Origin of the sequence: Kitasatospora sp. NBC_00315 (genome assembly GCF_041435095.1) — a bacterium.
In the GTDB taxonomy this organism is placed as follows: domain Bacteria; phylum Actinomycetota; class Actinomycetes; order Streptomycetales; family Streptomycetaceae; genus Kitasatospora.
Window position 1 is genome coordinate 4,747,935 of sequence record NZ_CP108025.1, and the last position, 19,613, is coordinate 4,767,547.

Below are 19,613 nucleotides of genomic sequence, written 5' to 3' on the forward strand. Positions count from 1 at the left end.
GCCGACGGCCCCCTCGCGACAGGTGTCGCGAGGGGGCCGTCGGAGTGGGTCAGACCGCTGCGACCTCGAGGTTCTCGCTCGCCTCGCGCGGGCCGCCGCGCAGGGCCACCTCACGCAGGAACAGGGCGGCCACGACGGAGATCACCGAGGCCGCGGCGCCCCAGAGGAACACCGTGTGCATCCCGTTGGCGACGGCGTGGTGGTACGCGTCCTGGAACAGCGGGGGCAGCTTGCGCAGCGCGGCCGGGGTCAGCTGACCCGGGTCGCTGTGCGCGCCGGTCGCCTCGGGGTGGCCGGCGAGGCGCTCCTTCATGGTCGAGGTGACCTGGTTGTTGAAGAGCGCCCCGAACAGCGCGACGCCGAAGGAGCCGCCGATGGTCCGGAACAGGGTGGCGGTGGAGCTGGCCACGCCCATGTCCTTGAGCTCGACGCTGTTCTGCGACACCAGCATGGTGATCTGCATCAGGAAGCCCATGCCGGCGCCGAGCACCACCATGAAGCAGGCCGAGGTGAACCGCGTGGTGTCGGTGGAGAGCATGGAGAGCAGCAGCATGCCGCCGGTCATCACGATGGTGCCGATGATCGGGAAGATCCGGTACTTGCCGGTCTTGGTGACGGCCTGGCCGACCACCAGCGAGACCACCAGCATGCCGAACATCATCGGCATCAGCAGCAGACCGGAGTTGGTCGCCGAGGCGCCCTGGACGGTCTGCTGGTAGAGCGGCAGGAAGACGGTCGCGCCGAACATCACGAAGCCGACGATGAAGCCGATCACCGAGACCATGGTGAAGTTGCGGTTCTTGAACAGGGTGAGCGGGAGCATCGGCTCCTCGACCCGCTGCTCGACGTAGCAGAAGGCGATCAGCGAGGCGACGGCGAGCGCGCCCAGGCCGAGGATCTGCTTCGAGCCCCAGTCGTACTGCTGGCCGCCCCAGGTGGTGATCAGGGTCAGCGAGACGATGCCGGTGGTCAGCAGGGCCGCACCGAGGTAGTCGATCCGGGCGGTGGAGCGCACCTTGGGCAGGTGCAGGGTGACCACGACGACGGCGAGCGCGACGACGCCCAGCGGCAGGTTGATGTAGAAGATCCAGTGCCAGCTGAAGTGGTCGGTGATGAAGCCGCCGAGCAGCGGGCCGCCGATGGTGGCCAGGGCCATCACGCCGGCGAACATGCCCTGGTACTTGCCGCGGTCGCGCGGCGGGACCAGCGCGCCCATGATCGACATGACGCCGACCATCAGACCACCGGCGCCGAGGCCCTGCAGGGCACGGAAGCCGATCAGCTCGTTCATGTTCTGCGACAGGCCGGACAGCGCCGACCCGACCAGGAAGATCACGATCGAGGTGAGGAAGGTGCCCTTGCGGCCGTAGAGGTCGCCGAGCTTGCCCCAGATCGGGGTGGAGGCCGCGGTGGCCAGGGTGTAGGAGGTGACCACCCAGGACAGGTGCTCGCCACCCCCGAGGTCACCGACGATGGTCGGCATCGCGGTGCCGACGATCAGGTTGTCGAGCATGGCGAGCAGCATGGTGACGACCAGGCCGATCATCACCAGCCGGATCTCGCGGGGGGAGCGGACCTGCTCCTCGGCGGACTCCTTGTCGGTGGTCAGCCCGGCGGCTGCGGAGCCGTCGGCGGTGGCCCCCTCGACTGCGGCGGCGGAGCTGTCCGCCGCGGTCCCGACCTGCTTCTGTGGCATTGTGCGTCTCCCAGGAGAGGGGGCCGGCCGTCCTTCAGCAGCTTACTTACTTGACGACCGGCTAGTTGTGCGTTCGTCGGCACGGTAGGTTGTCCTGAGCCGGGCGTCAAGCCGGTTTCGTCGGTTGACCCCCGGGCCAGGGAGAATGGGTCCAGCGGTGAGCCTCCGGACCGGTACTCGCCGATCGTCAACGCAGTCTGAGGCAGGCCAGGACGCCATGGGTACGACGCATCGCCCCCGCAGTGACACCCGGGAGCGCATCATCAGCGTTGCGTTGGAGCTGTTCGCCGAACAGGGGTACGAGCAGACCTCGCTGCGGGAGATCGCGGACCGGCTGGGTGTGACCAAGGCGGCTCTGTACTACCACTTCAAGACCAAGGACGACATCGTCCACGGCATCGTCGAGAGCATGGCGGCGCCGATCGACGAGGCGATCGCCTGGGGCGAGCAGAAGCCGTGGTCGCCCGAGGTACGGGACGAGCTGGTCCGGCGGTTCGCGTCGGGCATGTCCGAGCGGGCACCGCTGCTGCGGTTCTTCCACGAGAACCAGCCCGCGCTGCGCGAGTCACCGGCCGGCCTGGAGTTCCGGGAGCGGATGATCGCGATGATCCGGCTGGTCCACGGCCCGGGGGCGACCTACCAGGACCGGCTGCGCGCGACGATGGCGCTCTTCACCATCAACTCCGCGTTCTTCCTGCTGAAGCAGGACACCGCGGACAACTGCCTCGACGACGGCACCCCGCGGGCCGTGACGCTGGAGGAGAGCCTCTCGGGCGCCCTGGCGGTGGCGATGGAGATCTCGGCACGGATCGTGCCCGGCGGCAGCTGACACCGGCACCCGGCAGGCACCCGGCACCGGCACCGGGCCCCGCCCGGCGAGGCCCGGCCCCCTGCCCGCGGGCACGGCCCGGCCCCGCCGGTGGGTGTGCGGCGGGGCCGGGCCGGGTTCGGTCGGGCGGGGGCGTCAGAAGTCGCTGACGCCGTGCGCCGACAGGAAGGCGATCGGGTTGATCACCGAGCCGTACTGGTTGCTGGAGCGGATCTCGAAGTGCAGGTGCGGCCCGGTCGAGTTGCCGGTGCTGCCCGAGGCGCCGATCCGCTGGCCGGCCGTCACGTGCTCGCCCGCGTCGACGTCGAGCTCCGACATGTGGGCGTACTGGGCGAAGTGGCCGTCCGTCAGCTTCAGGACGATCTCCTTGCCGTACGCGCCGTCCCAGCCGGAGGAGACCACGCGGGCCTCGCCGACGGCGAGCAGCGGGGTGCCCGGGTCCACCGCGAAGTCCACGCCGGTGTGGTAGCCGGCCGCGTACTCGGGGTTGGCCACGCCGTACGGGTTGCTGGTCGGCGCACCCGGTACGGGCGCTGACCAGGCGGGGGCCGGCGCGGGCGCCGGTGCGGGCGCCGGTGCGGGTGCGGGCGCCGGGGCCGGGGCCGGTGCGGGTGCGGGCGCCGGTGCGGGCTGCGCGATGTTGGCGGCGACCGAGACCGAGTCGTGCGCGAGGTCGTGCTTGACCTTGTACGCCGTCGGCCCCGCGACCTGGACCAGGCCGGCTGCGGCTGCCTCGCCCTGCGGCACGGTGAACACGGAGCTGCCCGGAGTGGTGGGTATGACCGTCTGGGCGGAGGCGTTCGCGGGCACCCCGGCGACCAGGACGCCGCCGACTATCACCGCTGCGGCGCCGGCCGCCGTGGCGGCCCGCACGCGGGTGCGGGGCAGCCCGAGGTGGGGCGCGGCGAACGCGCGCAGCGGGTGGACGTGGGTGCGGGCGGCGTGGCCGAGTCGGGGCTGCCAGGCCGCCGCGTGGGTCGCCGCGGAGGCGGCGAGGCGGCGGAGGGCCGGCCCCAGGGGCGGGACGGTGGACATCGGGAAGCTCAACCTCACGGGGCGTACGGGGACGGCTCCGAGCCCGGCGGACCGGGTGGAGCGGGGGACAACTCAGGTGTAACCGTCACCGAGCGCGGTCCCAAACGGTGTGACGTACTACGGCGTGTAGTCGCCGTGGGGTCGGAATTTCAGGCTGTCGGAGTAATGATCGGCCGATTTGATCATGGTCGGATGGTCCGGATGCGGCCCCGTCGTCCTCGTCGGGGGCGGCGCCCGACCCCGGCCGGCGCCCCGCCCCGCCTACTACGGCCGCTAGTACGGGCGCGCGGCCTGTGACCATCGACACCGGGCGGTGGCCCGCCGGTGTGCCCCGGCTCACGATCCGGGGCGGGGCCGACCGCATCCGCGTGGGGCCGATCGTGAGCCGACTCACGCCGCCTCAGCGCCGCCTTCTCCTCCGGCTCTCCCTCCCGTGCCACTCTGTCCGCGGACAAACGGTCCGCCGGGCGCGGGCCGCCCCACCGCTGCGCCCGCGCACGGGCGCAGCCCCGCCGGACACCTGCTGCCCGGCACCCTGACGAGCCCTGCCCGAGACACCTTCCCGACCGGAGGCACTCCAGATGGCAGCACCACAGCTCAAGCCGGGCCACTCCTGGGCCGAGACGTACGCCCGCTGCGTACGCGCCGCGCCCGAGGCCTTCACCGCCGACCGCCTGCTGAACCTGGCCCGCGGCGAGTGGCGCCCGATCGGCACGCCCGGCGACCACAGCACGCCGATCGACGGCAGTGCCGTTCCCGGCCCGCCGAGAGTCGGCATCGAGGAGGCCCGCAGCGCCGTCGCCTTCGCGATCGACCAGCACACCGCCTGGAGCCGCGTCCCGCTGGACGAGCGCAGGGCGCGGGTCGCCGCCGCCGTGGACGCGCTCGCCGGGCAGCGCGACCTGCTGGCACTGCTGCTGGTCTGGGAGATCGGCAAGCCCTGGCGGTCGGCCTGCGCCGACGTCGACCGCGCGTTGGACGGCGTGCGCTGGTACCTCGACCAGATCGAGCGCCAGACCGAGGGACGCACCGCTCTCCCGGGGCCGGTCTCCAACATCGCCAGCTGGAACTACCCGATGAGCGTGCAGGTGCACGCCGAGCTGGTCCAGCTGCTGGCCGGCAACGCGGTGGTCGCCAAGACCCCGTCCCAGGGGGGCTTCCACTGCCTCACCCTGGCCCACGCCCTGATGCACCGGGCCGGCCTGCCGGTGACGCTGCTCTCCGGCCGGGGCTCCGGCATCGCCGACGCGCTGATCCGCTCGGCCGGCCTCGGCGCGCTCGCGTTCGTGGGCGGCCGGGCCAACGGCCGCCGGGCGGCCACCTCGCTCGCCGACCTGAACCGGCGGCACTTCCTGGAGCAGGAGGGTCTGAACACCTGGGGCGTCTGGGACTACAGCGACTGGCCGACCCTGGCCGCGCACCTGCGCAAGGGCTTCGAGTACGCCAAGCAGCGCTGCACCGCCTACCCGCGCCACGTCGTCCAGCGCACCCTGTTCCCCGCCTTCCTGGAGACCTACCTGGATGTGCTGCGGGGCCTGCGATTCGGTCATCCGCTGGCCGTCGACGACCCGGCCGACGAGCTCCCGGAGCTGGACTTCGGCCCGGTCATCCACGCGGCCAAGGCCGCCGAGCTGCGCGGGCACTTCGACGCGGCGGTGGCGGGCCGGGCCGTCCCGCTGTACCGGGGCGGCCTCACCGAGGGGCGTTTCCTGCCCGGCCAGAACCTCGACGCCTACCTGGCGCCGGCCGCTGTGCTCGACCCGCCCGCCAACTGGGCCCTGCACCACCGCGAGCCGTTCGGCCCGCTCGACTCCGTCGTGCTGGTGGACACCGAGTCCGAGCTCCTCGCCGCGATGAACGCCGGCAACGGCTCATTGGTGGCGTCGCTGGCCACCGACGACCAGGCCTTCGCCGACCGGGTGGCGCCGGATCTGCTCGCCTTCAAGGTCGGTGTCAACCGCCCGCGCAGCCGCGGTGACCGGGAGGAGGTCTTCGGCGGCCTCGGCGCCTCCTGGAAGGGCGCCTTCGTCGGCGGGGATCTGCTGGTCCGGGCGGTGACCTACGGGCCGGACGGGGCACAGGAGAAGCTGTACGGCAACTTCCCGTCGTACTCGCTCTACCCGCCGCGCTGACCGGGGCCGGGTTCTGCGCGACGATGGCCGTATGGATGTCAACGAGAACGATGCCCATGGCCGCGCGGAGCCCGGACCGAACGTCCAGGAGCGCCGGTTCGCCGCCTTCCGGGGCTGCGAGCGGGTGCTCTCGGGCACCCGGCCGCAGACGGTGCGTGAGCGCCTCGCCGAGCTGACCGAGCAGGCCGACCGGACCTACGACCTCGACCAGCGTCCCGACTTCTACGGCTCCGGCGTGGTCCGGACGCTGGAGCGCCGGACCGCCGACCTGCTCGGGGCCGAGGACGCGGCCTTCTTCCCGACCGGCACGATGGCCCAGCAGGTCGCGCTGCGGATCTGGTCCGAGCGGCGGGGCGAACGCAACGTCGCCCTGCACCCGCTGGCCCACCCCGAGGTGCACGAACGCCGCGCCTACGCGAACCTCAGCGGGCTGCGCAGCGTCTGGCCGACCACCGAGCCGCGCATCCCCACCCCGTCCGAGCTCCGTGACTTCGACGAGCCCTACGCCGTACTGGCCCTGGAACTCCCGCTGCGCGACGCCGGTTTCGTCCTGCCGACCTGGGCGGAGCTGACCGCCACGGTGTCCGCCGCCGACACCCCGGTGCACTTCGACGGCGCCCGGCTGTGGGAGTCCGCCGTCCACCTCGGCCACGGGCTGCCGGAGATCGCGGCGCTCGCCGACTCGGTGTACGTGTCCTTCTACAAGACCCTCGGCGGCGTCAGCGGCGCCGCCCTCGCCGGGGACCGCGACTTCGTCAGGGCCGCCAAGGCCTGGCGCCACCGCTACGGGGGCCGGCTCTTCCAGCAGTGGCCGGCCGCGCTCAGCGCCCTCGCCGGGATGGACCGCGAGCTGCCGCGGCTGGAGTCGTACGTCCGGCACGCCAAGGTCGTCGCCACCGCGCTGGCCGAGGCCGTCGCCACCGTTCCCGGCGCCCGGGTCTTCCCCGAGCCGCCGCACACCCACCAGTTCCAGCTCTGGCTCCCGTACCCGGCCGCCGTGCTCGACGAGGCGGGCATCCGGCTGGCCGGGGAATCCGGCCTCGCGGTGTTCGGCGGCTGGCAGGACTCCGCACTGCCGGGCCTGGCGATGACCGAGGTGACGGTCGCCTCGCCCGCCCTGGAGTGGACCGCCAAGGAGGTCACGGCCGGGGTCGAGGCGCTGCTGGCCCTGCTCTGAACCGGCGCCGGTGCGGGCGCCTGACGTGAGCTCGGGCCCCGGAAAGCGAGTCCGGCCCGCCTCCCGCACGCGAGGTGCGGGAGGCGGGCCGGACGAGGTGCCGCAGGCGGATCGTCAGGCGGTCGGGCCGCTCGGACGATCCGGCCGGTCAGCCGATCGGATCGATCAGTTGTCGACCGGGCGGACCCGGATCCAGGTCTCCAGGTAGTTCGAGGACTCGTTCTCGACCTCGATGCTGGTGCCCGTCTTCGGGACGATCACGCTGCTGTACGGGTCGGACGCGTCCCAGTACGACTTCAGGTCGCTGAACTCGTCGACGCCCTTGGCCTTCGGGATGACCGTCGCGACGTCCGCCTTGTGCAGGCTCAGACCGTCGGTCTTCTGCGAGCCGAAGGTGGAGTCGTAACCCTGGAGGCGCGGGCGCATCAGCGCGCCGTCGGACCACTTGAGCGGGGCCGGGTGCGAGTCGATCGGGAGGATCAGGCCGGCGCCCGGGTGGTTGGTGACGTTGTTGTCGGTCTGGGAGGTGTCCCAGAGCCAGATCAGCAGGCCGTCCTGGTTGGCGTAGTGCTCGACGGTGCCCGGCTTGCTGGCGAACCCGAAGTTGTACGGGCCTGTCTGCAGGGTGGTGTCGAAGGAGACGTAGCGGCGGTTCTCGGCCAGGTAGTACTGGTCGTAGTCCTTGGAGAACTTGCCGGTGATCCGGGAGAACCCGGTGGCCGACCAGCCGTTGTCGCCGTTCTCGGCACCGTCGGTGAACAGCGCGGAGCCGTTCGCGGTGACCGTGATGTCGTCGAGGGCCAGGCCCTTCATGTGCACACCACCGTCGGTGGTGTTGTGGAAGCGGACCTTGACGGCCTTGCCGGCGTAGGCGTCCAGCGGGAACGACAGGTCGCCCCACTTGTTGTCGGAGCCACCGGTCAGGCCGGCCTTGTCGGCCGGGTTCTTCGGGATCGCCACGCCGTTGAAGGTGCCGTCCAGGACGGTCCAGTTGGCGCCGCCGTCGGTGGAGACCTCGGCGTAGGCGTAGTCGTAGTCCTGCTCCAGGTCGTACCAGGCCTTGGCGGTCAGCGACGCGGAGGTCTTGCCCGTCAGGTCGACGTCCCGGGTCAGCGTGACGTTCAGGTCGTCCGCGCTGCCGCTCCACCACTCGTTGGCACCCGCGAACGGGGTGTTGATCTCGGTGGTGACGGTCTTCTTCGGCAGGGTGACGACCAGGGCCTGCGGGAGCTTGCTGTTGTACTCGACCGGGCCGATGTGGTGGGTCGAGCCCGTGCCCGCGGCGGCCTTGTCGTAGGTGAGCCAGCCGAGCTGCAGCTTGCTCCAGACGTCCAGGTCGTTCGGCGTGTCGCCGATCTCGTTCTTGCCGGCGCCGAGCCAGGAGCCCGAGGACATCAGGGACCAGAAGCCGACCGAGTTGTCGATGCCGCTGCCGCTGGTGTCGTAGAGGTCCGGCAGACCGAGGTCGTGGCCGTACTCGTGCGCGAAGACGCCGAGGCCGCCGTTCTCCGGCTGCATCGTGTAGTCGCCGATCCAGATGCCGGAGTCGCCGACCGGGGTGCCGCCGAGCTTGTTGTCGGACGGGCCGGTGGAGCCGGCCTGCGCGCCGTAGACGTAGCTGCGGTGGGCCCAGAGCGCGTCGGTGCCCTGGACACCGCCACCGGCGGACTGGTCCTCACCGGCGTGCACGATCTGGAAGTGGTCGATGTAACCGTCGGGCTCGTTGAAGTTGCCGTTGTGGTTGTAGTCGTACCGGTCCCACTGGTCGTAACCCGCGATGACGGCCTTGATCTGAGCGTCCGTCTGGCCCTTGGCCTTCTGGTCGGCGACCCAGGCGTTGATGCCGTCGCGGATCAGGTCCTGCGCGTTGTTGCAGACGTGCTGGCCGCAGTAGTCCGAGCCGTAGCGCGCCTCGTTCCAGGGCACCTTCACCCAGTCCGTGACCTGGCCGTCGACCGAGTAGCGCCCCGACGACTGCTTCTCGTAGAAGGTCTTCAGGGAGTTCTGGGTCTGGCTGAAGTACAGGTTCTGGTAGTGCGCCTGGTTGTAGTCGGCCTGCCAGGCGGTGGAGTTGTCCTGGGTACGGTCCGGCTGCGCGATCTGGTTGTGCGCGGGGCCGGGCGTGCCGCCGTACTTGAGCTGCCCGTTCGGCAGCTTGGTGGTGCTGTCCACCTGGTCACTGAAGTCGACCAGGATCGTGAAGATCTTGTCCGTACGCTCGCGACCGAGCTCGACGTACTTGTCCTTGCCGAGCTTGACGCTGGTGCTCGTGCCGTGGGTCTCGACCTTGGCGGTGCCCGCGACCAACTGCTCGGTGGCGGCCTTCTGTTCAGCCTCGACCTTGCCACTCAGCGGGCCCGGGAGCACATCGTCCGTCTTGACGGACTGGACGGCGTCGGCGGGGTCGCGCGGCGTGGGCGCGGTGCCGGCCGCGAGGGCCGTGCCCGGGAGCAGGCCCGCGCCCAAGGTGGCTATGACCGCAGCGGTCGCGAGGACCGAGGCGGCTTTCGTGGTCTTCTTCAACGTGGTGACGTCCTCCCCAAACCGGTCCGGCTCTTGGCCTTCCGGCAAACCAATGAAGACAGGTGGACGACATTTGATCCAAGCATGGGCGGAAAAGATAGACCTTGACCATGACATGCCCACGGCGCTATGCTCCGCCGCTGCACTATCAGCTGATAGTCGCTCAAAAGTCTTGGCAATACTGGGCCCAAGCCCGTGCGGAGGCGGTGTGGAGGGGGCCGTCCGCTCGGCGGACGGCCCCCTCGGTGCGCGAGGTCACAGTTTCTGTTGCGCCGCGTGAAGCCGGCGCGGCGGACGGACGGTCAGGCGGGAGGCCCGGCGGACCTCACCGCCACGCCGCCGGAAGTACCCCGACGGTCCTCGGCGGCCGCCGCTCCGGCGGGCGGGCGGGCCGACGGGTGCGCCGGGCCGGGCCACCCCGGAGCGGACCGGAGGAGATCGGAGTGGACCGGACGCGGAAACGGCTTCGGCCCCCCAGCGGATCGCTGGGGGGCCGAAGCCGGTACTACGGCGCCGGGGGGAGCACCCCCGGAGCTGTCACTTCGTCAGGTCGGGACCGGCCGAGGCGACGGCGGCCGGAGTGTCCGCGACCGCGGACTTCTCCTCGCCGCGGAAGGTGAACTTGGCTTCCTTGCCCTCGCCCTCCACGCCGACGACCACGATGTGGCCGGCCCGCAGCTCACCGAAGAGGATCTTCTCGGAGAGGTGGTCCTCGATCTCGCGCTGGATGGTCCGGCGCAGCGGACGGGCACCCATCAGCGGGTCGTAGCCGCGCTTGGCGAGCAGCTGCTTGGCCTCAAGGCTGAGCTCCAGGCCCATGTCGCGGTCCTTGAGCCGGCCGTCCACCTTGTCGATCATGAGGTCGACGATCTGGATGATGTCTTCCTCGGTCAGCTGGTGGAACACCACGATGTCGTCGACGCGGTTCAGGAACTCGGGGCGGAAGTGCTGCTTGAGCTCCTCGCTGACCTTGTTCTTCATCCGCTCGTAGCCCGTGGCGGTGTCGCCCGCGGCCGCGAAGCCGAGGTTGAAGCCCTTGGAGATGTCCCGGGTGCCGAGGTTGGTCGTCATGATGATGACGGTGTTCTTGAAGTCGACCACGCGGCCCTGGGAGTCGGTCAGGCGACCGTCCTCCAGGATCTGCAGCAGCGAGTTGAAGATGTCCGGGTGTGCCTTCTCGACCTCGTCGAAGAGGACGACGGAGAACGGCTTGCGGCGCACCTTCTCGGTGAGCTGGCCGCCCTCCTCGTACCCGACGTAGCCGGGGGGCGAGCCGAAGAGCCGCGAGACGGTGTGCTTCTCGCTGAACTCCGACATGTCGAGGGCGATCAGCGCGTCCTCGTCACCGAACAGGAACTCGGCGAGGGTCTTGGACAGCTCGGTCTTACCGACGCCGGACGGGCCGGCGAAGATGAACGAGCCACCGGGGCGCTTCGGGTCCTTGAGACCCGCCCGGGTGCGGCGGATGGCCTGGGAGAGCGCCTTGATGGCGTCCTTCTGGCCGATGACGCGCTTGTGCAGCTCGTCCTCCATGCGCAGCAGGCGCGAGGACTCCTCCTCGGTCAGCTTGAAGACCGGGATGCCGGTGGCCGTCGCCAGCACCTCGGCGATCAGCTCCTCGTCCACCTCGGCGACGACGTCCATGTCGCCGGCCTTCCACTCCTTCTCGCGCTTGGCCTTCGCGGTCAGGAGCTGCTTCTCGTCGTCGCGCAGGGACGCGGCCTTCTCGAAGTCCTGCGCGTCGATCGCGCTCTCCTTCTCGCGGCGGACGTCGGCGATCTTCTCGTCGAACTCGCGCAGGTCCGGCGGCGCGGTCATCCGGCGGATGCGCATCCGGGAGCCGGCCTCGTCGATCAGGTCGATCGCCTTGTCCGGCAGGAAGCGGTCCGAGATGTAGCGGTCGGCCAGCGTCGCGGCGGCGACCAGGGCGGCGTCCGTGATGGACACCCGGTGGTGCGCCTCGTAGCGGTCGCGCAGACCCTTGAGGATCTCGATGGTGTGCGGCAGCGACGGCTCGGCGACCTGGATCGGCTGGAAGCGGCGCTCCAGCGCGGCGTCCTTCTCCAGGTGCTTGCGGTACTCGTCGAGCGTGGTCGCACCGATGGTCTGCAGCTCGCCACGGGCCAGCATCGGCTTGAGGATGCTCGCCGCGTCGATGGCACCCTCGGCGGCGCCCGCGCCGACCAGGGTGTGCAGCTCGTCGATGAACAGGATGATGTCGCCGCGGGTGCGGATCTCCTTGAGCACCTTCTTCAGGCGCTCCTCGAAGTCACCGCGGTAGCGGGAGCCGGCCACCAGGGCGCCGAGGTCGAGCGTGTAGAGCTGCTTGTCCTTGAGCGTCTCCGGGACCTCGCCCTTGACGATCGCCTGGGCCAGGCCCTCGACCACGGCGGTCTTGCCGACGCCGGGCTCACCGATCAGCACGGGGTTGTTCTTGGTGCGGCGGGACAGCACCTGCATGACCCGCTCGATCTCCTTCTCGCGCCCGATCACCGGGTCGAGCTTGGCCTCGCGGGCGGCCTGGGTGAGGTTGCGCCCGAACTGGTCCAGGACCAGCGAGGTGGAGGGGGTGCCCTCGGCGGGGCCGCCGGCGGTGGCCGACTCCTTGCTGGTGCCCTGGTACCCGGACAGCAGCTGGATCACCTGCTGACGCACCCGGTTCAGGTCGGCGCCCAGCTTCACCAGGACCTGGGCGGCGACGCCCTCGCCCTCGCGGATCAGGCCGAGCAGGATGTGCTCGGTGCCGATGTAGTTGTGGCCGAGCTGGAGGGCCTCGCGGAGCGACAGCTCCAGGACCTTCTTCGCCCGAGGGGTGAAGGGGATGTGGCCGGAGGGGGCCTGCTGGCCCTGACCGATGATCTCCTCGACCTGCTGGCGAACAGCCTCGAGCGAAATCCCGAGGCTCTCCAGGGCCTTAGCGGCGACACCCTCACCCTCGTGGATCAGACCCAGGAGGATGTGCTCGGTGCCGATGTAGTTGTGGTTGAGCATCCGGGCTTCTTCCTGAGCCAGGACGACAACCCGCCGCGCGCGGTCGGTGAACCTCTCGAACATCGTTTATCGCTCCTCAGAGCGGTCGGGCAGTTCGGGGTCGGTCCCCGCCCTGTCCTTCCGCATGCTAGTCCCGCTCAGCGGCGCGGCATGGGCCCCTCCTGCCCGAAACGGACGAGAAGGGTGGATCGGTCCCACTCTCGTGGGCAGTCGTGCTGCGCGACCAGCAGACACCAATCCCAACCTGATGTTGGGAGACGGTGTTCCCACCGGTGGGTCCGATGCACCCGATACCGCTACGCCATCGGCGAACAACGTCCGCCTCGGCGCAGCCGCACAGGCTGCGGCCGGTCACGCGATCTGCCCCGGGTCGGGGCTCCTGGCCCGTCCCACCTGCATTCATACCCGGTATTCCGACGGATCTCGCGCAGTTTCCGCGGTGGCGGTGTTCGCCTGGCGAGAAGTCGACCGGCGGACCGCCCGGTCCGCCGTTCCCCGGCTCCGCCGGGATGCCGGCGGATCGGTGGAGGCTCAACCCCTCCGGGCCCGGTGGGCGCCCGGGAGGCTCTCCGGCCCTGGACCGGGCCGGAGGCGCGATGCGGCCGATCGGGTGGCCCCGCGTCACCGCCTCGCCCCTACAGCGTTGCACAGCCCAGGAGTGTTCCGCCGCCCGTACGGGGGCTTCTGGCGGCCTCCTCGGGCACCCCCGGCGCCTCGGGGGCCGCTCCGGCCGGGGCGGCGACGCCCGGGCCCGCCCGGGGTCCGCAGGGCGCGCGTGGGGGCGTCAGGAGGCGCGGCGGGAGCGCCGGAGGGCGGCCGGTAAGCACCGCGGGGCGCGGAGGATGTCCTCCACGCCCCGAGCATGTGCCGTGTGCGCCGGTGGCCGTCCGGTCGCGTGCCGCCGGACGTCCGTCAGGACGCGGCGGCGCTCTCGTACTGCTCGCGGATGTTGCTGGGGACGCGGCCGCGGTCGTTGACCTCCAGGCCCTGCTCCTTCGCCCAGGCACGGATCTTCGCCGTGTCCGGAGCGCCTGCCGCGGGACGGGCCGCGGTGCCGCGGCTGCTGGTGCGGCGGGCACTGGTGAGGCGGCCGCTCTGCTTGCGACCCTTCTCGACGTACGGGGCCAGCAGCCCGCGAAGCTTCTCTGCGTTCGTGCTCTTCAGATCGATCTCGTAGGCAACGCCGTCGAGAGCGAACGTCACCGTCTCGTCCGCCGAACCGCCGTCGAGATCGTCTTCAAGAATGACCTGCACCCTCTGCGCCACGGGCTTCCCTTTCCGCGTAAACGACCCATTGCCTTGAGGAAAGGAAACCGCCTTTCTGCGGAAAACACAAACCCCTGTCCCGATCGGGGTCCGTTCACAGGTGCAGCAGCATGCGCGAGTTGCCCAGAGTGTTGGGCTTCACACGCTCCAGGTCGAGGAACTCCGCAACACCTTCATCGTACGAGCGGAGAAGTTCTTCATAGACATCCGTAGCGATCGCCGCCGGATCTGTCGTACCATCATCGGCTTCGTGGACCTCGCCGATCTCGACGAAACCGTGTTTCGCGAAGAAGGCGACCTCGAACGTCAGGCAGAAAATCCGACGTACGCCGAGCCAGCGCGCGGTCTGCAGCAGCTTCTCCAGCAACAGGTGGCCCACGCCCTTGCCCAGGCAGGACGGGTCGACCGCCAGAGTGCGGACCTCGGCCAGATCCTCCCACATCACGTGCAGGGCGCCGCAGGCCACGACCAGGCCGGTGTCGTCGCGCTCGGCGACCCAGAACTCCTGGACGGCCTCGAACAGTGTGACGGTCGGCTTGTCCAGCAGAATGCCGCCGCGTGAGTAGCCGTCGATGAGCCGGCGTACGGCCCGTACATCGGTGGTCCGCGCCCGGCGGATGGTGACCTCCATGCCGGGACGTTATCGCGTCGGGGAGCCCTCGGTCCCACCGGTTTCCCCGGCGGCGGCGGCGCCGGGCGCCGGGGGCGCCGTATCGGCGGCGGTATCGGGCCCGCTATCGGCGGCGCTATCCGGCCCGGCGGGGAAGAGCGCGGCGACCCGGAGTGCGGCGCGCAGCGCCTCGCGTTGCCCGGGGGACATCAGGCCGAAGAAGTGCACCAGGGCCGCCGCGGGATTGTCACTCGTCGCCCACGCGTCGTTCATCAGTGCCGCGGTGTAGGCCTCGCGGGAGGAGACCGGCTCATATCGATAGGCCCGGCCCACCTGCTCCCGGCGCAGCCAGCCCTTTCTGTGGAGCTTGTCGAGCACCGTCATCACGGTGGTGTACGCGATATCGCGTTCCGACTGCAGGTCGACCAGAACCTCGCGAACCGTGACCGGTCGGTTCCACTGCCAGACCCTGGTCATGATGTCGTTCTCTAGTTCACCGAGTTGCCGGACCATAGTGGGGCCAGGATAGGGAATGAATCGGGCAAATCTTGCTAAGCGGGATCAAACCGGCGCGCCGCCATCCGGAAAGGGATGACGGCGCGCGGTTCGGTTCCGCAGCCGGCGCGGGGCCGGCTGCGGGCCTCAGTCGAGGCTGTCCTCCTTGGCCTTCTGGGTCCCGCCCTGGCTGCGGATGATGGCCCGCACCAGGAAGCCGAACCCGATCGCCATGACCAGCGGCGGAACGATCGCACTCACGTAGTCCATCGGCTCACTCCTCGTCGCTCGTGGGCGCCGCGGCGGCGGCCGCCTTCGGCTCTGTCGTGCGCTGTTCGGGCTTCACCAGCGGGAAGAGCACCGTCTCGCGGATGTTCTTGCCGGTGAGCAGCATGATCAGGCGGTCCACCCCGAGGCCGAGGCCACCGGTCGGCGGCATCGCGTACTCCAGGGCCCGCAGGAAGTCCTCGTCCACCTGCATCGCCTCGACGTCCCCGCCCGCCGCCAGCAGCGACTGCGCGGTGAGGCGGGCGCGCTGCTCGACCGGGTCGACCAGCTCCGAGTAGGCGGTGCCGATCTCCGTACCGAAGATCACCAGGTCCCACTTCTCGGCCACGCCCGCGATCGAGCGGTGCCGCCGGGTCAGCGGCGAGACCTCGGTCGGGTAGTCCTTGATGAAGGTCGGCCGGATCGCGTTCTCCTCCAGCAGGCGCTCGACCATCTCCAGGACGATCTGGCCGTGGCCCCAGTCCTTCTCGAACGGGATGCCGTGCTCGGAGGCCAGCCGGCGCAGCTCCTCCACGCCGGTCTCCGGGGTCACCTCGGTGCCCAGGTGCGCGGAGATGCCCGGGTAGACGCCCACCTCGGCCCAGGGCTCGGCCAGGTCGATCTCGTGCTCGACGCCGTGCGGGTCCAGGCCCCGGATCACGGTGGTGCCCAGCGCGTCCCGGGCGGCGTTGATGATGGTGGCCCGGATCAGCTCGGCCTGGGTGTCGTAGTCGCCGTACGCCTCGTACGACTCCAGCGAGGTGAACTCGGGGTTGTGGGTCGAGTCCGCGCCCTCGTTGCGGAAGTTGCGGTTGATCTCGAAGACCTTCTCCGCGCCGCCGACCACCAGCCGCTTGAGGTACAGCTCGGGCGCGATCCGCATGTAGAGGTCGATGCCGTACGCGTTGATGTGGGTCTTGAACGGGCGGGCGTTGGCGCCGCCGTGCACCGGCTGCAGCATCGGGGTCTCGACCTCGATGTAGCCGCGGTCCTCGTAGGTGCGGCGGATCGAGCGGACCACCCGGCTGCGCAGGTGCAGGATCTCGCGGGCCTCGGGGTTGACGATCAGGTCGACGTACCGCTGGCGGACCCGGGCCTCCGGGTCCGTCAGGCCCTTGTGCTTGTCCGGCAGCGGCCGCAGGCACTTGGCGGTGAGCGCCCAGCGGTCGACCATCACGGACAGCTCGCCGCGCTTGGAGGTGATCACCTCGCCCTCGACGCCCACCTGGTCGCCGAGGTCGATGTCGGACTTCCAGGCGGCCAGCCGCTCCGGGCCCAGCTTGTCCAGGGAGAGCATCACCTGGAGGTCCCCGGAGCCGTCCCGCAGGGTGGCGAAGCAGAGCTTGCCGCCGGTACGGGCCAGCACGACCCGGCCGGTCACACCGGCCCGCTCGCCGGTCGCGACGTCCGGCTCCAGGTCGGGGTGCTTGGCGCGCAGGTCGGCGATGGTGGTGGTGCGGGGGAACCCGACCGGGTACGGGTCGACGCCGGCCGCCCGGAGCCGGTCCAGCTTCTCGCGCCGGACGCGCATCTGCTCGGGAAGGTCGTCGGTCGGGGACGACGGGGGCACGGAGCTCCCTGCAGGGGCGGCGGCGGGTGACGGGGGGGCGGTGCTCTGATCGCTCACCCCACCAGGGTAGCCAGCCCGCGGGGGAGTTCCGCCACGGGATGTCCCCGGTGCGCCGCGGCGGTCCGGACCTGCCGCAGGGGGGCGGCGGCGCCACCCCCCTGCGTACCGCGGGCCCGGTCAGCCGGTGCCGGTGGCCAGCTCCAGCTCCTCGTCGGCGGGCTCGGGGCGGGCCGGGGGCCTGGGGCGCCGGCCGAAGAGTTCGGCCGGGGTCGGCATCCTGGCGGGCTGCGGGGGGTCCTCCGGGCGGCTCGTCGGCGCGGGCGCGGCCTTGGGGGTGGGGGAGTCGGCGGGGCTGCTCATCGGGATCCGTCCTCCGGTGGTGGTGGTGCCGGCAAGGGCGAGCTGGGCGCTCGGTGGTCCGGCGGGACTGGGTACGGCCGTGAGGTGGCGCTGGCCCGAGGTGAGGGCCAGGCGTTCGCGGACGGCGGCCTCGGCGAGCGCGTGGCAGCGCCCGGCCAGGCGGGAGCGCCGGGAGCGCTCGGCGTCGCCGCAGGGCAGCCGGGAGAGGATGCGCAGGGCGGTGAGGTCCTCGGGGCCGGGGAGGTAACCGTCGGTGACGGCGTCCTCCAGTCGTTCGAGGTAGCCGCCGGCGCCCCCGGGCAGCGCCGACCGGTAGCGGGCCAGGTCGGCCAGCAGGAAGGCGCGCAGCCGGCCGCCCTCCCGTACGGCCTCGTCGATCGCCTCGGTCAGGCGGAGCGCCTCCTGGACGTCCTCCGCCCACAGGCCGTCGCACGGGCGGCCGAGGACGGACAGCTGGGCGGGCACCGCAGGGTGCAGGGCTTGGGCGAGGGCGCGGCGCAGGACGCGGACTTCGTCGGCGCTGAAGGCCATGCCGCCGCGCGATCCGTGTGGCGTAGGCATGGGTTGACACTACGTGAGGAATATCCGATTTGTCGGTCGTGTCGCGCCAAGACGCCCGTTTGGCTCGAAACGATCACCGCGGCGCCGTCGGCACGGCCGTGACCAGCGGCGCGGCACCTCGGCGGGCGGCCTTTCACGACGCCCGGCGCGTACCGCGGCCGACGCCCGGCGCGGGGGCCGGACGGCCCGCCCGCGTCCCGCCGGATCCGCCGCCCCACCGCCTCGACCGGGGTGGGCGGCGCGGGGGCCGGTCGCGACGCCCGGGCGGTCGAGGCACGGCCGGGCCCGTCCGGTCCGCTCAGGCGGCGGCCGGGCGGTTGCGCTCGTAGACCAGGCGCAGCCCGATCAGGGTGAGCCAGGGCTCGTGCACGTCGATGGTCGCGGCCTCGCCGAGGACGAGGCCCGCCAGACCGCCGGTGGCGATCACCTGGACGTCCTCCGGGTCCTTGGCCAGCTCCTTGGCCATCCGGTCGACCAGACCGTCGACCTGGCCGGCGAAGCCGTACAGGATGCCGGACTGCATGCCCTCGACGGTGTTCTTGCCGATCACGTTGCGCGGCCGGGCCAGCTCGATCTTGCGCAGCTGGGCGCCGCGCACGCCGAGCGCGTCCACCGAGATCTCGATGCCGGGGGCGATCGCGCCGCCGACGTAGTCGCCCCGCTCGTTGACCGCGTCGAAGGTGGTCGCGGTGCCGAAGTCGACCACGATGCACGGACCGCCGTAGAGGTGGTTGGCGGCCAGCGCGTTGACGATCCGGTCGGCGCCGACCTCCTTGGGGTTGTCCATCAGGACGTGCACCCCCGTCTTCACACCGGGCTCCACGATCACCGCGGGGACGTCGCCGTAGTAGCGGCGGGTCACGTCACGGAGCTCGTGGAGCACGGCGGGGACGGAGGAGCAGATCGCCAGACCCTCCACCTTGGCCTCCGACACCGCGGTGTGCGACCCCATCAGCCCCTGCATCAGCACCGCCAGTTCGTCCGCCGTGCGGCGCGGATCGGTCGAGATCCGCCAGTGCTCGACGATGTCCTCGCCGTCGAACAGGCCGAGTGTGGTCTGGGTGTTGCCGACGTCGATGGTGAGGAGCATGAGGTCCCGTAACGGCTAGAAGGGGTCTGGGACGGGGGATTACGGACGCAGGTCCAGGCCGATGTCGAGGATCGGCGAGGAGTGCGTCAGGGCGCCCACGGCCAGGTAGTCGACACCAGTCTCCGCGACCTCGCGCGCGGTGGCCAGGGTGAGTCCGCCGGAGGCCTCCAGCCTGGCGCGGCCGGCTACCAGGGCGACGGCCTCCTTCAGCTGCGGGACGCTGAAGTTGTCCAGCAGGATCAGGTCGGCGCCGGCCTCCAGCACCGGCGGGATCTGCTCCAGGGTGTCCACCTCGACCTCGACCGGCAGCTCCGGGTACGCGGCCCGCACGGCCCGGAACGCCTCGGCCACGCCGCCGGCGGCGACCACGTGGTTGTCCTTCACCAGCGCCGCGTCCGACAGCGCCATCCGGTGGTTGGCGCCGCCGCCGCAGCGCACCGCGTACTTCTGCAGCGCGCGCAGGCCCGGGTGGGTCTTGCGGGTGTCCCGCACGACCGCGCCGGTGCCCTCCAGGGCGTCGGCCCAGGCGCGGGTGGCGGTGGCGATGCCGGAGAGGTGGCAGAGCAGGTTGAGGGCGCTGCGCTCGGCGGTGAGCAGGTCGCGGGTGCGGCTCCGGACCGAGAGCAGCAGCTGCCCGGCCTCGACCCGGTCGCCGTCCTGGACGTGCCGCTCGACCTCGAACTCCTCCTCGCAGACCAGCGAGACCACGGCCTCGGCGATCCGCAGGCCGCTGACCACGCCGGCCTCGCGGGCGGTGAAGTCGGCGGTGGCGACGGCGTCGGCGGGCACGGTCGCCACCGAGGTGACGTCCTCGCCGCCGGCCAGGTCCTCGGCCAGCGCCAGCGTCGCGACGTCCTCGACCTCGACCGGGTCCAGGCCGGCCTCCTCCAGCAGCTCGGCGAGCTGCGGGTCCAGGCCGGTCTCGTAGCCGTCGCCGTCCCCGCAGGCGCAGCCGTCTCCGCAGCCGCCGCTCGCGTCGGCCAGCGGGAGTTCCTCGTGGGTGTGGGACAT

The 19,613-nt window shown here is 71.3% G+C and carries 15 protein-coding genes; 3 read left to right on the top strand and 12 right to left on the bottom strand.

Translation table 11 applies throughout. The annotated features are described in order from the left end of the window. Positions 1-49: 49 nt before the first annotated feature. Positions 50-1,696, bottom strand: a complete 1,647-nt coding sequence (locus OG823_RS19525) for a DHA2 family efflux MFS transporter permease subunit (RefSeq protein WP_371480880.1) — start codon at positions 1,694-1,696, stop codon at positions 50-52. A gap of 217 nt (positions 1,697-1,913) precedes the next feature. On the opposite strand from OG823_RS19525, the gene OG823_RS19530 reads away from it, so the two are divergent. Further along, positions 1,914-2,525, top strand: coding sequence for a TetR/AcrR family transcriptional regulator (locus OG823_RS19530; protein WP_371480881.1), 612 nt, complete (start codon positions 1,914-1,916; stop codon positions 2,523-2,525). 135 nt (positions 2,526-2,660) lie between these two features. Here OG823_RS19530 and OG823_RS19535 read toward each other — a convergent pair whose 3' ends face one another. Beyond that, complete coding sequence (locus tag OG823_RS19535) at positions 2,661-3,560, bottom strand: M23 family metallopeptidase (RefSeq protein WP_371480882.1); 900 nt, start codon at positions 3,558-3,560, stop codon at positions 2,661-2,663. Positions 3,561-4,141: 581 nt separating this feature from the next. On the opposite strand from OG823_RS19535, the gene OG823_RS19540 reads away from it, so the two are divergent. Continuing rightward, on the top strand, positions 4,142-5,692 hold the full coding sequence (locus OG823_RS19540) for an aldehyde dehydrogenase family protein (protein ID WP_371480883.1): 1,551 nt from the start codon (positions 4,142-4,144) through the stop codon (positions 5,690-5,692). Positions 5,693-5,723: 31 nt separating this feature from the next. Continuing rightward, positions 5,724-6,869 (top strand): low specificity L-threonine aldolase, encoded by a 1,146-nt coding sequence (locus tag OG823_RS19545; RefSeq protein ID WP_371480884.1) that lies wholly within the window; start codon positions 5,724-5,726, stop codon positions 6,867-6,869. A 165-nt stretch (positions 6,870-7,034) separates the two neighbouring features. Here the strand turns inward: OG823_RS19545 and OG823_RS19550 are convergent, their stop codons facing one another. From OG823_RS19550 to nadC, 10 genes are all read right to left on the bottom strand, one after another. Beyond that, complete coding sequence (locus OG823_RS19550; protein WP_371480885.1) at positions 7,035-9,392, bottom strand: immune inhibitor A domain-containing protein; 2,358 nt, start codon at positions 9,390-9,392, stop codon at positions 7,035-7,037. Positions 9,393-9,929: 537 nt separating this feature from the next. Further along, a complete protein-coding gene (locus tag OG823_RS19555; RefSeq protein ID WP_371480886.1) occupies positions 9,930-12,446 on the bottom strand; it encodes an ATP-dependent Clp protease ATP-binding subunit in 2,517 nt (838 codons plus the stop codon). Positions 12,447-13,295: 849 nt separating this feature from the next. After that, a complete protein-coding gene (locus OG823_RS19560; RefSeq protein WP_371480887.1) occupies positions 13,296-13,649 on the bottom strand; it encodes an Lsr2 family protein in 354 nt (117 codons plus the stop codon). A gap of 94 nt (positions 13,650-13,743) precedes the next feature. Beyond that, entirely contained in the window at positions 13,744-14,280 is a 537-nt protein-coding gene (locus tag OG823_RS19565) for an amino-acid N-acetyltransferase (RefSeq protein WP_371480888.1), read from the bottom strand. 9 nt (positions 14,281-14,289) lie between these two features. Next, positions 14,290-14,772 carry a BlaI/MecI/CopY family transcriptional regulator gene (locus OG823_RS19570; protein WP_371480889.1) on the bottom strand — a complete coding sequence of 161 codons (483 nt, stop codon included), beginning with the start codon at positions 14,770-14,772 and terminating at the stop codon, positions 14,290-14,292. 129 nt (positions 14,773-14,901) lie between these two features. After that, the gene (locus OG823_RS19575) at positions 14,902-15,024 is read right to left on the bottom strand and encodes a hypothetical protein (protein WP_371480890.1); all 123 of its coding nucleotides are present in this window, start codon (positions 15,022-15,024) and stop codon (positions 14,902-14,904) included. A gap of 4 nt (positions 15,025-15,028) precedes the next feature. After that, positions 15,029-16,648: a bifunctional lysylphosphatidylglycerol synthetase/lysine--tRNA ligase LysX gene (gene lysX / locus OG823_RS19580; RefSeq protein WP_371480891.1), complete on the bottom strand. Its 1,620-nt coding sequence runs from the start codon at positions 16,646-16,648 to the stop codon at positions 15,029-15,031. Positions 16,649-16,768: 120 nt separating this feature from the next. Beyond that, positions 16,769-17,512, bottom strand: a complete 744-nt coding sequence (locus OG823_RS19585) for a hypothetical protein (RefSeq protein WP_371480892.1) — start codon at positions 17,510-17,512, stop codon at positions 16,769-16,771. Positions 17,513-17,810: 298 nt separating this feature from the next. Further along, on the bottom strand, positions 17,811-18,602 hold the full coding sequence (locus OG823_RS19590) for a type III pantothenate kinase (protein WP_371480893.1): 792 nt from the start codon (positions 18,600-18,602) through the stop codon (positions 17,811-17,813). A gap of 39 nt (positions 18,603-18,641) precedes the next feature. Beyond that, entirely contained in the window at positions 18,642-19,613 is a 972-nt protein-coding gene (gene nadC, locus OG823_RS19595) for a carboxylating nicotinate-nucleotide diphosphorylase (protein ID WP_371480894.1), read from the bottom strand.